Genomic DNA, 22,453 nt, shown 5'->3' with positions numbered 1-22,453 from the left:
CTTATTGCTCCTGTTTTTTTAGCAAAGAAATCGCCAACAACATCACCACGGGAACTGTCAGTGCCAGCATTGCAATCGACTGACGTAAGTCCTCGAAACTAAGCGCTTTGTTAAATACACCACGACTGATATTGACCATGTGGGTTGCAGGATAAATACTGCCAAACCAATGACCGAAGCCTTCTAGTGAAGAGACAGGATCAATCAGACCTGAGTATTGCAATACAGGAATCAGCGTACCAATCATCACAAAGAACATCGCTGCAATCTGACTTTTGGTGACGGACGATGCCAATAAACCAAAGCCCGTTGAAATAATCACAAACAAGAATACCGCTGTGGTTAAGGTCAAAAAGCTGCCTTTAATTGGCACATCAAACAGGGTGACCACCACCAGACACATCAGCAAATAGTTCAGCATTGCCAGCACGATATAGGGCAATTGTTTGCCCAATAAAAACTCGCTGCGCTTCACGGGAGTCACATATAAATTGACGATTGAACCGAGTTCTTTTTCACGCACCACTGACAATGCGGTCAACATCGCCGGAATCAGCAACAGCAATAACGGCACAATTGCTGGGACCATGGCAGGCAAACTCCGAATATCGGGGTTATAGCGAAAACGGGTTTCCACTGTGACCGGTGTAGTAAAACTTTGTCCCGCACGGCTTTGATATTGTTGCATCATCCATTGCAGATGCAGCCCTTGTACATAGCCACGGATGGTTTCTGCACGAGATGGCATTGCCCCATCAATCCATGCACCGATCTTAACGTTTTCACCGCGTGATGCTTTCTGAGCAAAGCCCGGTGGAATCTCAATCGCTAAAGCAATATCACCTTGACGCATGCGTTGATCAAGTTCTTCATAACTCTGTATGGGTGGTTTTTCAATAAAGTAACGCGAACCTGCCAAGTTCATCCGATAGTCTTGACTAAGCGTGGTTTGATCGCGATCGAGCACTGCGTAGGTCAAATCCTCAACATCGAGAGTAATCCCGAAGCCAATCACAAACAGTAAAATAATCGAACCCAATAAGGCCAAGGTAGCCCGTACTGGATCGCGTGCCAACTCTAAAGATTCACGCCATGCATAACTCAAGAGTCGCTGAAAACTAAATGAATCTTTAATCTTGCCATGCGAAGTCACCGTGCTCACTTCTGTCGCTTCAGCTGTTACGTTCACTGTCGTATTTTCAGCAAGCGTACTTGTGCTCGTAGCTTCAGATTCAAGTTCAGGCTTAGATTCAGAATCAGGCTCAGGACTTTTTGTACCCGCCCCGGCATCAATTAAATAACCAATAAAAGCTTCTTCAAGGTTGGCAGCACCGCGGTTTTTAATCAGTTGGCTTGGTGCGGCACTGTCGAGCACTCGACCAGCGTGCATCATCGACATTCGATCACAGCGCATGGCTTCATTCATAAAGTGGGTCGAAATAAAAATCGTCACCCCTTCATTGCGTGACAAATGCACCAAGTAACGCCAAAAGCCATCCCGAGCAATCGGATCGACCCCAGAAGTCGGTTCATCTAAAATTAAAATTTCAGGTTGATGCACCAAGGCCACTGCCAAGGACAAACGCTGACGCATGCCCAAAGGTAAAGCCTCTGGCATACTGTCTTTGACCTCAACCAGATCAAACTGCTGCAACATACGATCAACCCGTGCCTGCATTTGATCTTCTGGCACATGGAACAAGCGCGCATGCAGCACCAAGTTCTGTAAAATACTCAGTTCGTTATACAGCGAAAAAGCCTGTGACATATAGCCAACACGGCGGCGGGTTTCAATATGATTGCCTTCAACCGCTTGTCCAAATAACCACGCTTGGCCTTCGGATGCTGGCAACAAACCCGTCAATACTTTCATGGTGGTGGATTTACCACAGCCATTGGAGCCTAAAAAACCAAAAATTTCACCACGACGAATCTGAAAATCGACGTGATCTACCGCAGTAAAATCGCCAAAGCGTACCGTTAAACCTTGTGCTTCAATCGCATATTTGGCAGATGGATCGATTTGTAATGGCGGAATCACAACCGGTAAATAGCCCTGTTTCTTTTCTTCAGGCAGCAACTTGATGAACGCATCTTCTAAATTGTCACTATGCGTCAATGCCAGTAATTCATGTGGTGTGCCAGTTTTTAAAATTTGACCATCATCCATCATGGCCAACCAATCAAAACCTTGCGCTTCATCCATATAGGCGGTTGCAACAATCACACTCATGCTCGGTCGCAGCACTCGAATCCGATTGATCAATTCCCAGAACTGTGCCCGCGCCAATGGGTCTACCCCAGTGGTCGGCTCGTCTAAAATCAGAAAATCTGGATCATGAATCAGCGCACAGCACAGGCTGAGTTTTTGTTTCATACCACCAGACAACTTCCCAGCAGGACGCGCTAAAAAGTCATATAACCCGGTGCTCTTGGTGAGGTCATCAATACGCAGTCGTCGTTCTTTGGCATCATGCCCAAACAGCCGCGCAAAAAACTGTAGATTCTCTTCAACCGACAAGGTTTTATATAGATTTTTTCCCAAACCTTGCGGCATAAAGGCAATACGTGGACAAATTTGGGTACGATGTTTGGCATTGGCAATGTCACCGCCCAATACTGTGACCGTACCGGACTGCACCACGCGCGCGCCTGCAAGCAAGCTTAATAGACTGGACTTACCCACACCATCGGGCCCGATTAAGCCAATCATGCAACCTGCTGGCAAGGTCAAGCTGATATTGTTCAGTGCTTGTGTCTTGGCATAATGCAGACTGACCTGTTCAACCTTGGCAACAATCGCGCCTGAGCTAAATTCAGACTGTTGTTTCATCATTTAACCTTATTTTCCAAGAAAGCAGGCCATGCCGCTTTGTCGTCCAATTTGAGGTAGGCCATACCGGGTAAGCCGGTTTTGACTTGGGTAATATTTTTATTCAACAGGGTCGGATCAATTTTGGCTTTGACCCGGAACATCAGTTTTTGTCGTTCACTTTGAGTCTCAACCGATTTTGGTGTGAATTGCGCGGTGTCTGCTACATATGACACTTTGGCTGGAATCACGATTTGATTGGCGGCATCCAGCACAATACGAACCTCAGAGCCAATCGCAACTTGACCTGCCACGGTTTCTGGCAAGAAGAAGGTCATATACACATCAGACAAATCAATTAAATTTAACACCCGCCCACCGCTGGCTAAAATTTCGCCCGGCTGTGCAACACGGTACTGCACCCGTGCTTTTAACGGTGCTTTGAGTTGACCATCTTCAATATCAAATTTAATCCGTTCAATCGTGGCTTGAATCGCTTCAACCTGTGAACCCACGCTAATCACTTGGGTTTTTGCTGCAACCACGGCAGCTTCTGCACTGGCGACTTGTGCTTTGGCAGCACTCACCGCAGCAGTGACGCGCTGTACATCCGCACGTTCATCGTCTAACTGTTGCTTCGATGCAGCACCTTCTTTGGCCAAAACTTCAGTTCTGGCTACACGACGTTTCGCAGCAAATAATTCAGTTTCACGCTGATCCACCACCGCCAGTGCAGCTGCTTTGTCACTTTCACGCATCGAAATTTGTGCGTCGGCAGTCAATATGCCGGTTTTCGCCTGACGCTGTTGTGCTTCAGCTTCACGAAGCTGTGCCTCTAAAGTCGAAATTTTAATTTTTGCCAAGACCTGACCTGCCTCAACAAAATCGCCCTCTTTCACCAAAATCTCATCAATCTGCCCCGGCAACTTACTCGCCACATTAATTTCGGTGGCTTCAATCCGTCCATTGCCACTGACTAAACCATCTGTCGGCACTTGACTAAAATAACGCCATGCCAATAGCGCAAGGAGCGCAGCAACCACCACTGCACCCCAAAGAGAGAGCTTTTTAATATTCATCGTTTAACCCTAAATCTGATCGATTACTTAAATTTGATTTTTCATTTGAATGTGAATGCGGACTTATCGTGCTGCGGCTGCAATTGGCTGTGCTGGATGGTCACCCCCCAAAGCCACATAAAGTGTCACATAAGACTTCATCAGCGCACTTTGAGTTTCAATCCACTGTTGTTCTGCTTGTAATAAGCTGCGCTGGGCATCAAGTACTTCTAAATAACTCACGGCACCGCTGTCAAAACGCAATTCAGCCAAACGCGCACGTTCATTAAAGGCATCTAAGCCCGCCCGTTGAATCTGTAATTGTTGGGTGAGCCACTGGCGTTCCGCCAAGGCATCGGAGACTTCACGAAAGGCGTTTTGGACGGTTTTTTCATATTCAGCCACAGCAATATCGGTGCGAACTTCTGCCACCGTCACCAAACTTTTTAAACGGCCCGCAGTAAAAATTGGAATCGAAATACTCGGTGCAAAGGCCCATGCATGACTGCCTGCCTTAAACAAACCATCCAAATCTGCACTGGCACTGCCATAACTTGCTGTCAATGCAATCCGTGGAAAAAAAGCAGCACGTGCTGCATAAATATTGGCATGCTGGGCTTGGAGCTTGGCTTCCATCGCGGCAATATCTGGGCGATTCAGCAACAGTTCTGAAGGCAATCCTGCTTGTAGGGCATTACTTTTAAATGCAACTTGGTCTAGACCCGGCACTTTGAGTTGCGTGGGTGCTCCTAGCAATTGCACCAAATAATTTCGATTCATATCGCGTGCTTTGTGGAGCTGTGCCAACAACGCTTGACCTTGACTGAGCAAGGTCAGTGCTTGGGTATATTCAACCTTCGAACCGGCTCCGACATCATAGCGACGTTTAAAAATACGCACTGAATTTTGATAGTTCTGTACAGAGCGTTCGGCAAATTCAATCCGCTTTTCAAGTTCTGCAAGCGTTAAATAGTTTTGTGCCACTTGCTGAATAATGCTATTGCGTACCGCAACTTGGTTCCATTGCGTGGCAAAAAAGCCCTGCAAAGCCGATTGATTTAAACTGCGAATCCGCCCCCACAAGTCCAGCTCCCACTGACTCATGCCCATCCCAATCTGATATTGATCATTCAATACGGCTTGTCGTGTATAAGAAAGATCACTTGGCACACGGTTGCGCTGTCCGCTGGCATCTGCCCCAATCGTTGGGAACAATTGTGAGCGCTGAATCCCATAGACAGCTTGCGCTTCAGCAATGCGTAGACTGGCAATTTTTAAATCATGATTATTGCTTAACGCCTGTTGAATCAATTGTTCAAGCACGGGATCATTGAGATAATCTTGCCAACTGAGTCGTTGTGCCTCAGTCGATTGAGCATATTGGTAAGTATTGGCTAAAGCCACTTCGGGCGCAGCATGTGGTTGTAACTGTTGACATCCAACCAAGCTGACCACCGCACCGAGTAGATAAATATTTTTTTGAATAGTTAGAACCGACAAGCCCTATTCTCCCCAATAATTGGTTGAATAATATAAATGTGAATTTTTAAACATATTGCGAATATGAATTTCAGCAAGCTGCCTTAAGCGCAGCTCTAAATTAAATTTTGGATTGATCATCCAGCTATGTACCAGCCCAATCACTGAACTCATCATCAAGTCAGCCATCATTTCCAAATCGGCATTGCGTGCAATTTCTTCCAATACCAAGGCTTCTTTTAACCACTGCTTATAAATCGCAGCCAAGCCTTTACGCGCTGCCATCAAATGACGATTTAACTGGCGGTTCGCTCCCTGCCCAAAACAACACAACCAAAAATAAGCTTTAAACTTAGCGCTATGTTCAAAGCTCTGATCCGCAAGTGATTTAATTAAGCTCTCAATCGCAGTCACCCCATGTTGGCGATACGTAGCGTCGGCAACAATCTGGTTAAACCAATCCTTCAAATAATCCAATACCTGAATAAAAAGTTGTTCTTTTGAAGCATAACGACGCGTCACAAATCCGCGACTCAGACCAATACGATCCGCAACAGCCTGCAAAGTTGCCGCCTGCATACCACCTTCAGCAAGCAATAAAATAGTGTGTTGGATGATTTGCTGATTTGACTCAAGCACAGTGGACTGAATCTGAGTATCTTTTGGTTCAAGCATCACTTTTATCATCTCGCTCGTTGTTTGAGTGAGTTGTACGTGACTACTCATTGTATTTTCCCCTCAACAAATTTATAAAACTGGGCATTCAACATGTTTATTTTAATTCAACATATCTAGTTTTTACTTTATGGTCAAAATATTTTAAGACATTATTTTAAACTCATCCGTACACAGAAAAATATAATATTTTTAAAAGCATTTAAAATAAAGGCTCTTAATAAAAAACAACTAAACAAGCATTACACTTTTCTTTTTAAAATAGTTAATAGAAATAAAGATAAAACCAAGTAAAGCCCTCAGATTTAAATGTGATGTACTTTTTGTTAATTAAACATAATAACAACCAATACCAAATAATTTAAAAATCAAGCAAAGTACATGGCAGATAAGAATCTGCTTTTTAAAATGGTTACGCCTCAACTCGACTTCAGCACCAAAAACAGCAGGAACCCGCGCAAAATAACAGCACAAATAGCAATAAAATATTATATAAGGATATTTATCAGTCTTTTATTTTAAACATTTCTGTATTTTCATCTTCATAAATTCAGCATAGAACTCACTAAAAAGCCAGTTCATTGAAAAATAAAACAGCATGTTTTGAGGTAAATTTACAATCTCATTGAGCAAAAAATATGGCAAATAAAACACCGAATATTTGAGCAAATACTCTACTTTATTATCAAAATTAATATTTTCACCTATTTTAAATATTAATTTTCTCTGTACACGACAAATTTCACAGAACCCTTATCCTATCAGGGTTCTGCCTTCTTAAAATTGCCAAAATTTCCTTAAACTCTTCTTTTTTCCCAAAACCAATTAAACGCTGAATCGCCATTTGAACATAGTCTAAACCATAGCGAAATAAACTCATTGAGAGTCGTCCATGCTTCTTTATTTTTATCACTTTTTTTTGATCATGTTGCCATTCACCCGTTAAGTAACACCAACAGAAGCTTATAGCTAACACCGCAATCAATTTTTTCACTCGTCTAGGGTCTGTCAAGCGCGTATTTTCAAGATTAAACCCGCGTCCTTTGAGACAACTGAATAAGGTTTCAATTTCCCAGCGTAATGCATAATCCTGAATAGCATTGGCATTAAACTGAGGAGAAACGACGAGTAAAAGCTCTCCATTTTCTAACTGTAGTGCACTTATATATAGTTTCACCCGACCAACCAAAATCCGTCGTTTACGACATTCAATTTGACCAACTTTAAGATGGCGAAATAAATCACTAATTTTATGATTCTTTCCTAAATGATTGGTGACAATGAAGTTTTTTTAACACGAATGCAGAAGTTGATGTCTTGTTCAATTAACCATGTAAACCACTGCTCACCGATAAACTCTCTGTCTGCGAACACATTCACAATACGGTCTTTACCAAAAATGGCTATAAAGCGTTGAATCAAAGCAATACGCTCTTTCGTATCTGAATTTCCACGTTTATTAAGCAATGTCCAAAGGATAGGTATCGCTATTCCACGATAAACGATTGCGAGCATCAGGATATTAATATTTCGTTTTCCCCATTTCCAATTGGTTCTATCTAAAGTCAGTTGCACTTGGTCGAATGAAAACATATTGAAAATCAACTGAGAAATTTGACGATAATCAAAATACTGACCTGCAAAGAAGCGCTGCATACGTCGATAAAATGATTGTGGTAAGCACTTGATGGGCAAGGCTTTAGATGCAGAAGAAAGATTACATGTTTGCTTTAAAATAATCACAAGCATGATGAGCGCAAAGCACTTTAAATGTGACTTGTTCCATTTTAGATATTTGTTTAAGATAAGATATAACTCATTGAGATGTGTCATAGTATTCGTCGTTAGAAAACAATTATTATGACATTATTTCAATGAGTTATCTATTTTTGTCGTGTACAGAGATTAATTTTATAAAAAAGCAGAAATCGAGTTTAAATTAGAGTTTTTACTCTTAACCTAAACCTCCAAAAAATAAATTTAAACTAAAACCACCCTATATAATTTAGAGTATTTACTCTTATCACAAAATAAAATATTCATTATTATTTATTCCAAATTACAGTATTTTATATTAGAGTTAATTTAATGTTTTAATCAAAATTTTATTTTAAACTCATTTTTTCGCATAACGCTTGCGATCAAAAATTCGGTTTACCATGAAGCTTGCGCCATCTCAGCCAAAGTGATTGCGCTATTTTCGTTGTCTTGCCTGTGGAATATCTATGAAAAAAAATAAGTCAGCGATAAAATTTGATACAGATCAATTGTCACTGGATTTAATCGAAGCCCAATATGCGCTTAAAAATACCCGTGGCCATGCTAATGCACGCAGCGTTTTGGTATTGGTTGGCGGCATAGAGTTCGCTGGAAAAAGTGAAGCAATCAAACAATTACGTGAATGGATGGATCCGCGCTACCTGTATGTCAAAGCCGACATTCCCAACGAAATCAATTCTAAAAAATTATTTTGGCAATCCTATCTGCCCCATATGCCCAGTCATGGGCAGATCATGCTGTTCTTTGGCAACTGGTATACCGATCTTTTGGCCTCGGTTTTATATGGTCAAGAACCGATTTCAGAGCCTGAATTTAAACGCTATCTGGCTGAAATGCAGCAATTCGAAGCCTATCTACAAAACAATAATGTCGATATCGTAAAAATTTGGTTTGACCTGTCTTTGGCGACCACGCAAAAGCGGATTCGTCATTTGGACTTGGCCAAAGCCTTACAGCGTGTCCCTGATTTTTCATGGGATAATTTCCCCGTATCCAATTGGCGTAATAAAAAACTCTATGACAATATTCAAAATATTCGTCAGCGCTTTACAGAAGACTGGACCATTATTGACGGTGAAAATGAAAAACTACGGAATTATCAATTTGCCCAAGAAATCTTAAAAGCGCTTAAAAATGCCAGCAAGATACACCCCCTGAGCACTGATGTATTAGAACTTGCTCCACAAGCTGTCAATGCATCAGCAGCTCCACTACATCCAGCATTGTTGCAGCCAGCAACGACAGCTATTGCAAAAAAAGACTATAAAAAAATCATTAAGAAGCTAGAGAAAAAAGTCGCGCATGCACTGCGTTATGAACCCAGACAAATTATTTTATTGTTTGAAGGGATGGATGCTGCGGGTAAAGGCGGTGCAATTAAACGGATTATTAAATATTTAGATCCGCGTGAATATCATATTCATAGTATTTCCGCCCCAGAACCCTTTGAACGACAACACACCTACTTGTGGCGCTTTGGCAATAAACTCACCGCAGATGGTGCAATACCTATTTTTGACCGCAGTTGGTATGGGCGTGTCTTGGTCGAACGCGTTGAGCAACTGATTTCACCCACTGCATGGCAAAGTTCCTATCATGAGATCAATCAATTCGAAAATAGTCTCACCCGCCACAACACAATTATTCTCAAATTTTGGTTGTCCATTTCCAAAGAGGAACAACTGAAACGCTTTCAGTATCGTGAAACCACGCCACAAAAGTATTTTAAAATCACCGAAGAAGATTGGCGTAATCGTGAAAAATGGGACGAGTACTTGGTCGCTGCATCTGAGATGTTTGAATTGACCAGTACCCCTGCTGCACCGTGGCATATTATCGCAACAGATGATAAATATACCGCGCGCATTCAGATTATGGAAAAAATCTTAGCACGCTTGGCTGAGTAACTCAGAGCAGTCATCCAATAGGGTTTACTAAAGCTCACTTTTTACTAAAAACCATCCCACCAAAAAAACACCCAAAATCACATCCGGATTTTGGGTGTTTCCACGTGGAGCCGAAAGCCTTGGTCGCGTGATTCACCTAAAGCTTGATACATATCGTCTCATACGAAGCTTGGCACTGAACACCATTACTCGCCCCCACTAAAACTTAAAGCGGCATCCGATATTCAATTACGCCAGGCTTTTCCGCAACCCAATCATAGAGTCGTTGTGCCGTGAGATTACTTTCTTGAGTATGCCAATATAAACGTGCGCATTGACGGCTTTGCGCTTGCTGCTGCACATATTCGATCAATTGTTTTGCAACCTGTTTGCCTCTTGCTTCAGGTGCAACAAATAAATCTTCTAAATAACAATATTCATTGATCGCCCAAGTCGAATCATGAAATACATAATGTACAAAACCTAAAATCTGGTGATTTTCACGTGCCACAGCCGCATGTATTTTTATGTTTTGATCAAAAAAACGTGCCCAAGTTTTTAATGTGGTCTGCTCTGACAGTTGCACTTGATAAAATTCTTGATAGGCAAGCCAGTAGGCCAACCACTGCTGATAATCCTGCACTTGTACAGGGCTCACTGAAACAATATGTTGATTTTGATGCATCGCAACCTCTTTGAATTGGGGCAAGAATATGAAAATGGAGAACTTGACTTGCATCATAGGGTTGAAAGTGATTCCATATAAGGGACAGTTTTTATCTTTTTTTAAGTACCACTTTATATGAAAAACAACACGGCGACTTTTCCGCATCTCCTCCTGCAACCGGGGAAAATTAAAGACCAATTCTATTTCTCACTAAAAAAAATGATTTTAAAAGGTGAGCTTGCCCCTGGAAGTAAACTGCCTTCCAGTAGAAGCTTTTCAAGCCTGATGTCAATTTCCAGAAATTCAGTGCTTGCTGGCATTGAACGCTTAATCGATGAAGGTTATCTGTTTACAAAACAAGGTTCTGGCACCTATGTCAGCACCACGCGTCCCGATCAACTCATTCACGTTGAAAAGTCATCTTCTATCCAAACCTTAGCTGAAACCACAATTCCGGTTGACGTCAGTACAAGTGTGCAGCGGCTACAGCCTGTTTGGGACAAAAGTGCCGCTGCGATTGGCAAAGATCAACTGTTTAGTATTGGTATTGGCTGTACCGATTTATTCCCGCATGCCCTTTGGGGACGACTATTAAGCAGAGCATGGCGATACTACCCCCAACAGACTTCGCATTCAAATGATCCCATGGGATTCCTACCACTCAGACAAGCAATTGCAGCCTATGCCAGTGCCACACGCGGCCTGCATTGCACAGCAGAACATATTTTAATTACTCATGGGACGCAACAGGCCATTAATCTCACGGCTCAAGTTCTCTTAAAACAAGGAGATGAAGTCTGGTTAGATGAACCTGGTTATGATGGTGCACTCGGTGCATTTACAGCAATGGGTGCCAAAGTTCGACCCGTTGTGAGTGATCAAGAAGGCATGGACATCGCTTATGGTATTCAGCATTGGCCGAATGCCAAGATGATTTTCACAGCGCCATCACATCAGTTTCCACTGGGTGGAACACTGAGTTTAAGCCGTCGGCTGGCATTGCTCGATTGGGCAACTGAAAATCAAGCATGGATTTTTGAAGACGATTACAACAGTGAATTCAGATATAAATCACGGCCAATCCAAGCACTACAAGGCTTAGATACCACCCAGCGGGTTATTTATGCGGGTACCTTCTCTAAGATGATGTTCCCCGAATTGCGACTGGGGTTTTTAGTTCTCCCGCCAACATTAACCCAAGCATTTAAATTGGCAAAACACTATGCAGACAGCAGCAATGCCTATTTAGAACAAGCGACTTTGGCGATGTTTATTGCTGAAGGGCACTATGCACGGCATGTCAGACGCGTCCGTAAAGCCTGTGATGAACGACAACAAAGCTTGATTGCTGCGATACAACACGATCTGCCCAAGCATTTCCAGCTTGTCCCCTCCGACTCAGGTATACATCTACTATGTTACTTAGCAGCACCTTGGGTGGAAAAGGAGATGATTGAAAAATGTAGACAGCTTGGTATTGGGGCACAACCTTTATCGCGTTACTGCCAGAATCCTATTTCAAAACCTGGGATTCTGTTTGGTTTTGCGGCACATACGCCATCTGAAATTCAACAAGGGATTCAGATACTTGCTCAGGAACTATTGAAAACTGCTGATCATCGCTCATCTCAAAATACCGTTTCGTTATCTTCAATATAACGCTTCACTCTAAAATGATCAGCACGCGCAATTATTTTCCTTCTTTGCAGGTACTGCCAATTGGCATATATTTTTTATTGGCCACGATAAATTTTTTGTTTTCGCCCTTTAAACTCTCATTGCGATATTCTTCGCCAGGTAACATATAAAATTGAATTGCATCCTCATCTGAGCCATCACATCCTTGCGAAACAATTAAGCGAAAGGTGGTATTTCCGATATTCTTTAAATAACCTTGCTGCTCATTTAAATCATACTTTAAGTTTTGCTTGCGCGGACGCACAATAAAAATTGTGCTAAATGAAATTGATGGAACAAAGACAGATTGAGCATCGCCCTCTTTTACATCTTCAATTCTGCCCATCTTACTTTCCAAAAAATCGACACGATAATAACGCTCTTGATCATCTTTGGGGCCAATGTACAACAGCTTAAAATAATCGGTTTGACCAGCTGGAATATTTAAGAATAAAGGTGCAAAGATCAACTCACGGTCTTTTTGATAAAGTATATTTTCCCCCCCCGAACCTGGGCGATCAATTTTAAATACACTAACCCTATAAGTATTAAATTCAGCCGTATCATTGGTCACTGATTTTGCAATAAATTCTTCATTCGCTTCCATTTCATAAATATAAGATGAAACAGAAATTGCCTGTGCAGAAGATGTGAGAAATAAAAGCACCATCAGCAACACCCGTTCAAACATCTCAACCCCCGACTATGTATTTATTGAATAGCATTTATTCTTATTCCAAATTTCAGCCCGCTGCAATCTCCAATACATCACTCAGAGCTCGACCCGAAAAAACTGAGTAAATAAACTTAAGGCACACCAAGCCACTCCGCTTTTATCTTAACAGTACCTTCAGCATAGACCTGTCCTTCCCAAGTTTTATTCGCTTGAGTCAGCTGAGACACCTTATCATTCATTGGAAAGGAAAGTTTCAACATCGTTGTATAATAAAAAGAACTTTTGGCTACATCCCAAGGTACTTCATTCCAAATAGCATCTTGAAATGAAATAGGGGCGTCACCACAGCTACTTCGCTTACTCAGTCTCTGATTATTTTTATCCATATAGCTTAGAAAAGACGGAATCAATACATCATAAAGTTTGTCTATTGGCTTAAAAACACAATAGTTCTGACCATCCTTTGAGCCACTCGCCCCCAAAACTTGCGCCGTAATTTTATCTGCGTTTCGTGGCCCTGATACCGTCACTTTATAATTAAAATCAATCGGGGCATTGGAACCAATATCGCCCAGTTTCAATCCTTCACTGTCCGGTTCAGGTCGAATACTTAAACCATACTCACGTGGTTTAATATCAATCTGATTATCAGGTGAATAATCATAATACCCTGTTTCGGGCACGTATTGATTCAAAAATTGAGTAGAAAAGATGCTTTGTGGACCCGTCAAGCTACCGTTATGATCAATGACTTTCTTAAAAAAATCTTTTGAGAAAAATACATCGAACGTCCCAGTAGGCGTCGCCGAAGACCCCTGAAACCATACCTCAAGTGACCGCTCAAAACCTAAACCCAACCAGTTATTATTGACTGACATTCTAATATCTTGACCCAATGGCCTAAAACCTAAAACATTCGGATCTGCATTAAAAGTTATTCGGTACTCATACGGCATCTTCTCTGTGCTTTCAAATGTATATTTGAAAGCCTGACACCTAATGCCATCTATTCGAGTAACCGTCTCAAATTTACAATGTGCATTACTATCATTCAAAGTTGGCGTACCGTCACTCGATACCCAAATCTCACTAAAACCTTTCAGTTCCTCGATAGTAAGGTGCGCTGTTTTAGTATAGTTAAATTTCATTTGACGCCATGTACCAGTCTTTCTTGTTGCGCAACGTTCAGCTTTGGAAGGGTCATAATCTTCTTTCGTAACGCACCAATTCAAAGTCGTACTTTGTTGGCGCCCAAGCGGTGCTTTACTTAGTCCTATATAGCCATTGTTTGAGAGTGTCGCCAAAGCACGGGTACCACCATTGTTACCACCACTTATACTGGTGGCACTTTTTGCCTTATATACACCTTTTGCATCTTGAACCCCACCGATAAAACCTTGAATAGGACAACCAGCTCCTTGAAAACAAGTAAGACCTAGAAATGGAGTGCTGGCAAATGAATTATCAAGCCAGATGTCCACATTATTGCTAGCATTATTGCTTAGGTCAAAACTTCCCATATAGCCTAGAGTATTCTGTAGTTGTTTTGGAAAAGTAGGTAATTTACTTGCTCCAATTAACTTTCCAGACTGCGCTCCCGTTGACATGATAAAAAATTCGTTGCGAGTCTTATTTTCAATAAGAACATAAGAAACCGATAAGTCTGGAGCAGACACTGGAGATAATGCAAAGCTATAATTCGATAACAGTAATGTGCCTGTTAGCACCAAGATCTTATTTTTAATATAATCTAACATTATTTTCTTGCCTCCAACAAACTCACCTGACTACTCGTTTTCTTCATTTCACAGTGAAGATCACCAACCCAAACTACACGGTCTGAAGGCTTTAATTTCAATGCTGCCTCACACAATTCACCATTGTTTTCAATTAAAGTTAATATTGGATAACGCTTATCAACATCCAAAGAAAACTCGCCATTCTCATCCGTCACTGTTTTACCAATATGGTTATTAATATTTACTTTTCTCGCTAACTCACCAGATGGATAATAAATTCGCCCAAATACGGTGATCATTTGTTGAATTTCAGGATTTAATACTGAAACATTGCCTGGATAGAGCGTAATTTTATTGTGTCGACCTCTTACAATATTGACGCTATCTAAAGATTTTTTATCATTCGCCAGTTCAATGGTGTATTCCTTATATGGAGATAATGGGATAAAACTACGTTTTCCTGAGATTTGGTAAGCTTGCCCATTTACGACTGCTGACATTTTGCCATTATCTTTTAAACCAGTATTAATCATTACTCCTGACTCAAGATTAGTCGCACTTAAAGCAAGTTTTTTCTCTGCATAAGCAATGATGCCTTGGCTGGTATAATTTAATGAGTAATTACTACCACTCGCACTTGCTGATAATGATCCCGAATTAAACTTATGCTCATAACCTGCATACCCAGAAAAAGAAGCATCCCTTGAGCCACTGCTCTCTCCGCTAGTGCTGATCGGTTTGGAGATATCAACCCCTACGTTTCGAATAAAACCACCATCAAAGCTTTGTTTATAAGCCGCAGTTGCTAAGAGATTGTCATTCCGGCTGCTTACGCCAGCAGAAAACCATTTAGACAGCGGTAATCGAACATCAAAATAAACATATTTATCATTATTTTTCTGGGTGCTATAAAAATCATTATTACCATCTACCCCAGTCGAACTATCCGTAAATGTATTACGTTGTAAACCCGCCCTAAAACTTACTGTTGCATATTTAAAGTTAAATAAATCTTGGTTGTATTCTGCCGATACAAAGTCATTTTTACGCTCTAAATCTTTAGAGTAGCTCAAGGACAAGTAACCCAACTTATCATAAATTTTCTTTACATTTAAACTACCACCTAAATTATAATAATCACGCTTTTCAATTGCGAGTTTATTACCAATCGTCGTATATTCTCTCGACCCCCACACACTGCCATAACCTTGGGGTAAGTTATAATTTGCAGTTAACGTGTTTTTAAAGGTTGAATCTGTTGCAAGTAAAGTCTGCCAATTAACAAAAATCTCTGGTGTGAGTGCAACATTCGTTGAGAGTTCTGCAACCAAATTTCGATCATTATTATCATCATTCGTGAAAGCATAAATACTCGACCTGAATGATGTTCCAGATAACCACGCATAATCCTTATTTAAAGCAACTCCAAATAACCAACCATTTGTTTCTCGATTTTTAAGCTCAGTCTCTAGTTGGTTTGGATTTTTAAAAGCAGTTTGATTATATTTCAGCATTCCACCAAATAATTGCCAATTTACTTTGCCTATATTCATGCTTCGATTATCAAATGACTTATTAATATGCCCAACAGTAGAGTTAATTTCCTCACCATTAACAAAAGTCTTGACGTCAACACTATAAGAACCAGAAGGTAAATTTGAAGTGTCAACTTCATGACTCCCTAAAGGGAAATTCTGAATACTCAGTAATCGACCTTCGCGATAAATCTGTACCGTTCCCGCACTCGGTAAAAACACATTAATGGGTGTTAAGGACAAACTGGTATTTTGAATAACAGTATTACTTAAATTTCCGTAGGAAAGCCCATAAATTTTACTGGTATTGATCCCATTCAAACTGGCAATTGACTGAATACTCCAAGTATCCATCATCCCAGCAGCAAATCGATATCCATTATGATCTCGCTCATAGAGCGCGCGATACACTTCAAAATCACTATTATTTGTTCCAATACCATAGGCGGATGCATTTAATATAAAGTGATTTTCTTTTAAAGATGACACACTATTTAGAGTGAGATAATTAGAAGAGTTTCCTTGACCATCGTACTCGTTATAATATGTCCCAAAACGATAACTTAAAACAGATGAAAATTTATCAACTGTTGATCTACCTAAAACATCTGATCTTGCAATTTTTTTTGTACCGATTGCTGACTCATCCACCAACAATTCTAGATACATTGATTTTAAATCTAATTTCAATGATGCATTATTTGCAACATAATAAACTAGATTTTCATCAAGCTCTTTATCCCTAATTGCATCGAGCAATGTCTTAGTTTGTTGTGTAAGTTCAGTCGTTTGCAAATTCTCAGCAATACTAACTTCTCTGATATATAGTTTATTCTCACGAAGATAAACAACTGCATCTGCAATTTTCTGATTACTTTTGGCATCTAATGGCTGTTTATCATATTTCAAATAAACAGGAATACTAAGACCACTCTCCATAACACCGGTTAATACTGACGGCAGCACCAAAGTTCCAATTCGTCGAAGTGGAGGAGCCTCTTCGGAATAAACACTTTGTATAGCAATTAATCCCACCATACCCAGTGTTATTGAATATCTATATATTTTCATAATAATTATTTATTATTTAACACTGATATAGTTGCCTTTGTGCCAAATACCTATATGAGATTGTGAGTGTGTAATATCAGTATGTTTAAGCCGCACAGCTTTATCAGGCATCACATAATAACGCTCTCGACAGCCTTCACCGTCTTTATCATTTTCAGGAATTTTACATTTACCAACTGAGATTACTCGAAAGGTTGCATTACCCAAATTTTTAACTTCATCACCACTATTTTCATATTTAAAAATTTCTTTGCGTGGTGAAACAACCAATATGGTATCTATACGTGCAGAAGTTAATGCTTGAGCACCTTTTGGTTGATTCTCTGGAGAAAACTCACTAATAGGTGCGTCTAACCAAGACAAACGATAATATCGCTCTTGATCATCTTGTGGACCTTGATAAACAATTTTAAAAAACTCTTTCGCACCACCAGGCAACACCAAGCTTGCAGGCGCTGATAGAACCTCATCTTTAGTATCCATAGGAATTACCATACCGCCTTCTAAAGGGGTAGATATTCGCTCAACCTTTAGACCAATAAAACGAGCGACATTCGTTGTATTGGTTATTTCCTTGGTTAAAATTGTTTCATTTGGCGATATAAATGAGGTTATTTCCCCAACACTTATAGCCAAACATGCAACTGGAGCAATTAATAGAGAGAATAAACTTATTATTTTTAACATCACATCCCACCAATAAAATAATCCGGAAGATATAATTCCTCCTGAAATGATTTAATGCGTTCGTTATTTAATGATTTAATTAACAACGAATTTCTTATTAATAATTTACCTAGTTAGAGGAAGGCATTTGCCACCCTCTAACTGTTTGGAAATTTATCTAATACACTAAAGTTCGATTAAATTATGGTGTACCAGTAGTCCACGTTGCAAGGAAACGTACAGCAACCTGGCCATCCCAATAACCATCAGGAAGCTTAGAAAAAGCAACATTACCTGTACTATCAGCAGCAGAAGCAACTTTAAAAATGAATGAACTACGGTCTGATGCACGAGTACCATCTACGTTATAACCATTCATAATATTGGTTAAACCACCATTAATATTTGCAGAGGTATCCAATAATGTAAATGGAGTGCCTTTAGCCAATGGTTGACCATTAAAATCAACACCAACCGTTAAAGCTGATGTATCCGTACCACGTGTTAATTGATCACTCAACACTTCAGTAGTAAGTTTGAATTCTGTTGCACCTTTTAACCCATCAATAGATACATCGAAGTTACCCTTTGCATCACTAAATGCTTCAGTTGAACCTTGATAGTCAAAGTGTAGAGCATTTGATGCAGTTACAACCAAAGTAGTTGTGGTATCTTTTTTAGCGCTCGCTTGCCAAGTTGCTGTTGCTTCAACTTCTTTGGCAAATGATTGTACTGAAAATGCAGCAAGAGCTGCGACTAATACTAATTTTTTCATAATAATCTCTTTTTTAATGTTCAAGTACTTTTCTTATTTAAAAATCGCACTTGCCCAAAATATTAAACATATTAGTTAAGTTACATTTTTAATTCAAATTAAATTGTTTTATCAACAACTCATTTTTATGTTACTCACAATTTAAAACCTAAACAAGAAAAAATAATCAAACAAACTTAATCACTGTTTGTTTTATGTAATAAATAAAAAAATAAATACAAAAAAAAGAACATAAAATAAATCTGAAAAAATTATTATAAAATAGTAGTCACAATTTATATGAAATAAACATCTAGTAAAAATAAAAATAAAAAACAATAAGATATAAGATTTAGCTAGTTGATATTATCACCAAAACCACAGAATATAAGATAAGGGTTTAATTATACAACCCAAACAAATGAAAATATAAAATTCAGAAAACCTTAACAATAGGGGTGAAAGTAAATTATAATAACGATATAATCACACAATTATTTAGATAATATAAATACTCAATAATTTTACGCGCAAAATTAATAATCATTTAATTTCAATTAAAATATAAGTAAATATTTATTTTCACACTAAATTATTTCCCATAAGATCATGATAAAGTTGATTTTAAAATAGCTTCCTTTGGTCACTTTAAGACTATTCTCCACCAACTAACTACAGCTAATTATTTCCGCTATCAAACCTCTAAAAAAACCAATATATGTTTGAAATTTAATTGCTAGAATATGATATGAATGTTGCTTAAAATCTATAAATATATGGCTTACTCAGCCAATTCCATTCGGTATTACTGTTTAAATGAGTCCTAACCAAAATATTGAGACCTCTCTTTCTATCAAGTACGATCTTCTATTTTTCTTGCTTCACATGCCAAAGTTGATAAGTTAAATGATTGTATTAAGAGTGCTCACATTTAAGCAAAGAGAGCCCCTGAGGTTTTACATCAGGAATTTTATGTTGAAGCTGAGGGAGATCATTTCATTACTTATGGTAAATCATCAAAACTCATTCATCTGGTAAGAAGCTAAAGCTTGTTCTAAAACCAATGGCTTTAAATTTCAATTTCTGCTTCCCTAGCAAAAATTAAGACTTTAACTTTTTGAAAACCTTTTTCATCGAATCTATTGACAACAGCAACCATTGAATTAAATTCACATTAAAAGGTTTATACGCGTATTCATGACCTTACAACCCATTCCTGTTTCTATAGCTTGGATATACTTCACACATAAAAAATGTCTACCTTAGAGCCAATTCCTAAAAAGGAATCTCCAATACAGAACATACTCACGAATAAAAAAAATTACAGAATAAATTATGTGATAAATACCATTTTATCTTTGATTTAACGATTGACTGGATATTGTTGAATTCAGCTATCACTATGATGTGAAGTTAACTATATTATTTTTAATATTTTTCACATAAAGGCTGGACTAAGTAACGGTATAACTCAACCACGCCTCCTGCTTTCATTCGCATTGGGTTAAATAACACTTCATCACAAACAGATACACTACTAAAATGTTATGGATATTTAAGCAATGCCAAAAGTTACACTTAACCTGATTTACACACACCAAAGCTCAATAATTTAATGTGATACTTATCACATTAAATTATTGAGCTTTGGCTTTATATACCGAATTGCGAAATCCAACAAATAGATTAGCAATATCTACCAATCTAAATAAGAATTAAAATAAAAAATCCTTCTGGCAAATTGCGCAGAAGGATTCCTGTGATAGATAGCAAATTCAAAGAATTATAATATTAAGTTAATATGCAATAAAGCAAATCATCTCCCCTAATTTCAATCTTCGTAACTTTCAACATAAAAGTTGATCGGCACAAATATAGATTGTGTAATAGTGAATGCTTAATAATGATCCAAGTTTAGTTAGATTCTGATAGGAATAACCATTCAAATAATGATTGACTTGATTATCCCCCTTTTTTTCCTCTAAAGTAAAATGGCCTGCTCATCTTGAATCTATTTTAGCTTACATTTTTACAAGTAATATTTTTATAGATTAAAATTTAAAACCATATAAAACAACCACTAAGCACAAATAATCCCATTACTCCTGATAAGATTTTCTGTTTATTTTCGGTGCTTTTGTATTCTTTTTGGGGTTAATTCCTAAACGTTTCAGCGCTTTTTGAATACCAGATTTAGAACAACCTAAACGGATCGCACGTTCAAATTGATAGTCATTCGGAAAATCTTTCAAATCCTGCAAAATTAACTCATCATGAATTTTTCGTGGTTTATAGTCATGGGTTGTTTTAGGCTCAAGTCTTTTTTTCCAACGCTGAATCGTTGTAGGACTTAATTCGAATTTTGCAGCAGCTTCTTGAAAAGTCATGCCTTGTTCTAGCTTTGCTAGAATCTTCTTTCTATAATGTATTGGATAAGTCATAGCTATTAGAATGATATTATTAGAATACTGTAATATAGTTTCTTTTTTTGCAATTGACCATATCATTCTATGTTTTTTTTATCAAAAATTAAAATTCAATAAAACACCTATACAAGCTGCATCTCTACTAACAATAATATTTGAATATTAAAAAATACATTCCCTAGCAACTTATTCAATTCTATGTGCTTTCTATCTTCTTTTACATCCCCTCCACTCCCTAATGCAAATCATATGGAGCGTATTACTGACCATTACTAGCAAAATACTTTTGAAATACAGGCTTGTAAATTTTCACTTCCATATGAATATATGACATCACTAAGCCGATTCAACTATGCGTTTCGGTTTACGCGCAATAAAACATTTTTTACTTTGCACCCATCCAAGACGTTTTAATGTTCTTCGAATAACTTCATAAGCAACTGGATAACCAAATTGCTCTTCAAAGATAGGAACCAAATCATGAATACTTGAGAATTCAGTAATCTGAACAAAATTTTTGAAAGACTCCAAATCTCGAATACTACTTGGTCGTCCACCCTTATTTTTACGATTTTTAGGGTCAAATTCGGCCGTATGTTCAAGTTCAATCCAACGGTCTAAGGTTGGTCGTGAAATACCAAATATTTCACATACTTGAGATTTATTACCTAATTTTTTCCAAGCCATAATTGCACGTTGGCGTAAATCTAAAGAATGAATTTTCATTACTTGCATCATCCTAAACCATTAACAATAATAAATTGCATGATTTCATGTTCATTTAATATATTTGAATATCAGCGAAAAATAATCAATATAAAATCACTTAAACCTTCTTCTTAAATCACTTCAATCAAGACAAGTACTTAATAAAATAATATTTATAATAATCAATTTAACGAATAGCATTAAAATACATATATTAATTAAATTCTTGTGAAGCCTTCTCAAGCAATCTATTGATTACCGTACGAGTTACTGAATACTCTTTTGCTAGTGAATACACGCTATAACCCTTTTTAAATTTACCGATAACTTCTTTCTTTTGTTCCAGCGTTAATATCTCTGGGCGACCAACTTTTTTCACAAAATTATTTGTAGGATAGTTTTTATTTATCTTTTTAAATTTTGTTTCGAATTCAAAACAAATTTTCAAAAAGTGTAGAAAAAAAACTTTTAAGTCGCCACTAATTTCATTTTTAGAATAGTCAAAACAAACCAATCTAATTTTCTTTTGATCAATTTTGTTTACGATATTATAAATTTCTTCAAAGTTACGCCCTAAACAGTCAATCCCTTTCACCAATAATAAATCACCAGATTCCAGCCCATAATTGATTAAATTAATAAATTTATCTCTATATATAATAGAAGTATCAACTGTCACCTCTTCAAATATTAACCGTTGTTTAGGAATCTGATATCCATTTTTATAAAAATATGAAATATAATTAATATCATCATATTCGCTACCTGGATCATTTCTAACATAGGCATATGTACGCATAGGATAAAAACTCCGTACTAAAGACCAAATTGCGATTAAGCCATAG

The 22,453-nt window shown here is 38.3% G+C and carries 16 protein-coding genes; 2 read left to right on the top strand and 14 right to left on the bottom strand.

The window, feature by feature from the left end; all coding sequences use genetic code 11:
* Position 1: 1 nt before the first annotated feature.
* From rbbA to FD716_RS00910, 5 genes are all read right to left on the bottom strand, one after another.
* The gene (gene rbbA / locus FD716_RS00930) at positions 2–2,836 is read right to left on the bottom strand and encodes a ribosome-associated ATPase/putative transporter RbbA (RefSeq protein WP_139850544.1); all 2,835 of its coding nucleotides are present in this window, start codon (positions 2,834–2,836) and stop codon (positions 2–4) included.
* Positions 2,833–3,891, bottom strand: a complete 1,059-nt coding sequence (locus tag FD716_RS00925; protein ID WP_139850543.1) for an HlyD family secretion protein — start codon at positions 3,889–3,891, stop codon at positions 2,833–2,835. The genes rbbA and FD716_RS00925 overlap by 4 nt, the downstream gene beginning before the upstream one ends.
* Positions 3,892–3,954: 63 nt before the next feature.
* Positions 3,955–5,370, bottom strand: a complete 1,416-nt coding sequence (locus tag FD716_RS00920) for an efflux transporter outer membrane subunit (RefSeq protein WP_171476972.1) — start codon at positions 5,368–5,370, stop codon at positions 3,955–3,957.
* Between the two features lie 3 nt (positions 5,371–5,373).
* On the bottom strand, positions 5,374–6,075 hold the full coding sequence (locus FD716_RS00915) for a TetR/AcrR family transcriptional regulator (RefSeq protein ID WP_139850542.1): 702 nt from the start codon (positions 6,073–6,075) through the stop codon (positions 5,374–5,376).
* A 691-nt stretch (positions 6,076–6,766) separates the two neighbouring features.
* A protein-coding gene (locus tag FD716_RS00910) for an IS4-like element ISAba1 family transposase (protein WP_088631513.1) occupies positions 6,767–7,857 on the bottom strand; the annotation gives its coding sequence in 2 pieces (ribosomal slippage) (positions 6,767–7,317 and positions 7,317–7,857; 1,092 coding nt in all).
* 392 nt (positions 7,858–8,249) lie between these two features.
* Between FD716_RS00910 and FD716_RS00905 the strand changes: the two genes are divergently transcribed.
* Positions 8,250–9,710, top strand: coding sequence for a phosphate--AMP phosphotransferase (locus FD716_RS00905; protein ID WP_139850541.1), 1,461 nt, complete (start codon positions 8,250–8,252; stop codon positions 9,708–9,710).
* A gap of 205 nt (positions 9,711–9,915) precedes the next feature.
* Here FD716_RS00905 and FD716_RS00900 read toward each other — a convergent pair whose 3' ends face one another.
* A complete protein-coding gene (locus FD716_RS00900; protein ID WP_139850540.1) occupies positions 9,916–10,374 on the bottom strand; it encodes a GNAT family N-acetyltransferase in 459 nt (152 codons plus the stop codon).
* Positions 10,375–10,491: 117 nt separating this feature from the next.
* Here FD716_RS00900 and pdxR point away from each other — a divergent pair, with 117 nt between their 5' ends.
* Positions 10,492–12,015: a MocR-like pyridoxine biosynthesis transcription factor PdxR gene (pdxR, locus tag FD716_RS00895; protein WP_139850539.1), complete on the top strand. Its 1,524-nt coding sequence runs from the start codon at positions 10,492–10,494 to the stop codon at positions 12,013–12,015.
* A gap of 31 nt (positions 12,016–12,046) precedes the next feature.
* Here the strand turns inward: pdxR and FD716_RS00890 are convergent, their stop codons facing one another.
* The 8 genes from FD716_RS00890 to FD716_RS00855 form a co-directional block, all read right to left on the bottom strand.
* Entirely contained in the window at positions 12,047–12,724 is a 678-nt protein-coding gene (locus FD716_RS00890; protein WP_139850538.1) for a fimbrial biogenesis chaperone, read from the bottom strand.
* A gap of 116 nt (positions 12,725–12,840) precedes the next feature.
* Entirely contained in the window at positions 12,841–14,466 is a 1,626-nt protein-coding gene (locus tag FD716_RS00885) for a hypothetical protein (protein ID WP_139850537.1), read from the bottom strand.
* Positions 14,466–17,054 (bottom strand): CS1-pili formation C-terminal domain-containing protein, encoded by a 2,589-nt coding sequence (locus tag FD716_RS00880; protein ID WP_139850536.1) that lies wholly within the window; start codon positions 17,052–17,054, stop codon positions 14,466–14,468. The genes FD716_RS00885 and FD716_RS00880 overlap by 1 nt, the downstream gene beginning before the upstream one ends.
* 12 nt (positions 17,055–17,066) lie before the next feature.
* Positions 17,067–17,741, bottom strand: coding sequence for an EcpB family pilus assembly chaperone (locus FD716_RS00875; RefSeq protein WP_139850535.1), 675 nt, complete (start codon positions 17,739–17,741; stop codon positions 17,067–17,069).
* Between the two features lie 181 nt (positions 17,742–17,922).
* A complete protein-coding gene (locus tag FD716_RS00870; protein ID WP_139850534.1) occupies positions 17,923–18,495 on the bottom strand; it encodes a common pilus major fimbrillin subunit EcpA in 573 nt (190 codons plus the stop codon).
* Positions 18,496–20,573: 2,078 nt separating this feature from the next.
* Positions 20,574–20,915 carry an IS630 transposase-related protein gene (locus tag FD716_RS00865; protein ID WP_139853578.1) on the bottom strand — a complete coding sequence of 114 codons (342 nt, stop codon included), beginning with the start codon at positions 20,913–20,915 and terminating at the stop codon, positions 20,574–20,576.
* A 321-nt stretch (positions 20,916–21,236) separates the two neighbouring features.
* Complete coding sequence (locus FD716_RS00860) at positions 21,237–21,626, bottom strand: helix-turn-helix domain-containing protein (protein WP_171476971.1); 390 nt, start codon at positions 21,624–21,626, stop codon at positions 21,237–21,239.
* A 196-nt stretch (positions 21,627–21,822) separates the two neighbouring features.
* Complete coding sequence (locus FD716_RS00855) at positions 21,823–22,407, bottom strand: recombinase family protein (protein ID WP_139850532.1); 585 nt, start codon at positions 22,405–22,407, stop codon at positions 21,823–21,825.
* Positions 22,408–22,453 lie beyond the last annotated feature (46 nt).

Source organism: Acinetobacter pullicarnis, assembly GCF_006352475.1.
Classification (GTDB): domain Bacteria; phylum Pseudomonadota; class Gammaproteobacteria; order Pseudomonadales; family Moraxellaceae; genus Acinetobacter; species Acinetobacter pullicarnis.
The sequence above is the reverse complement of the archived record's forward strand: the minus strand, read 5'-3'. Positions and strand labels throughout refer to the sequence as shown.

Bases quoted from the DNA above. Each gene is read 5' to 3' on its own strand.
- FD716_RS00855 (WP_139850532.1), bottom strand. From the start codon at position 22,407: ATGCGTACATATGCCTATGTTAGAAATGATCCAGGTAGCGAATATGAT.
- FD716_RS00890 (WP_139850538.1), bottom strand. From the start codon at position 12,724: ATGTTTGAACGGGTGTTGCTGATGGTGCTTTTATTTCTCACATCTTCT.
- pdxR (WP_139850539.1), top strand. From the start codon at position 10,492: ATGAAAAACAACACGGCGACTTTTCCGCATCTCCTCCTGCAACCGGGG.
- FD716_RS00865 (WP_139853578.1), bottom strand. From the start codon at position 20,915: ATGACTTATCCAATACATTATAGAAAGAAGATTCTAGCAAAGCTAGAA.
- FD716_RS00900 (WP_139850540.1), bottom strand. From the start codon at position 10,374: ATGCATCAAAATCAACATATTGTTTCAGTGAGCCCTGTACAAGTGCAG.
- FD716_RS00860 (WP_171476971.1), bottom strand. From the start codon at position 21,626: ATGAAAATTCATTCTTTAGATTTACGCCAACGTGCAATTATGGCTTGG.
- FD716_RS00905 (WP_139850541.1), top strand. From the start codon at position 8,250: ATGAAAAAAAATAAGTCAGCGATAAAATTTGATACAGATCAATTGTCA.
- rbbA (WP_139850544.1), bottom strand. From the start codon at position 2,836: ATGATGAAACAACAGTCTGAATTTAGCTCAGGCGCGATTGTTGCCAAG.
- FD716_RS00925 (WP_139850543.1), bottom strand. From the start codon at position 3,891: ATGAATATTAAAAAGCTCTCTCTTTGGGGTGCAGTGGTGGTTGCTGCG.
- FD716_RS00880 (WP_139850536.1), bottom strand. From the start codon at position 17,054: ATGAAAATATATAGATATTCAATAACACTGGGTATGGTGGGATTAATT.
- FD716_RS00875 (WP_139850535.1), bottom strand. From the start codon at position 17,741: ATGTTAAAAATAATAAGTTTATTCTCTCTATTAATTGCTCCAGTTGCA.
- FD716_RS00870 (WP_139850534.1), bottom strand. From the start codon at position 18,495: ATGAAAAAATTAGTATTAGTCGCAGCTCTTGCTGCATTTTCAGTACAA.
- FD716_RS00885 (WP_139850537.1), bottom strand. From the start codon at position 14,466: ATGTTAGATTATATTAAAAATAAGATCTTGGTGCTAACAGGCACATTA.
- FD716_RS00915 (WP_139850542.1), bottom strand. From the start codon at position 6,075: ATGAGTAGTCACGTACAACTCACTCAAACAACGAGCGAGATGATAAAA.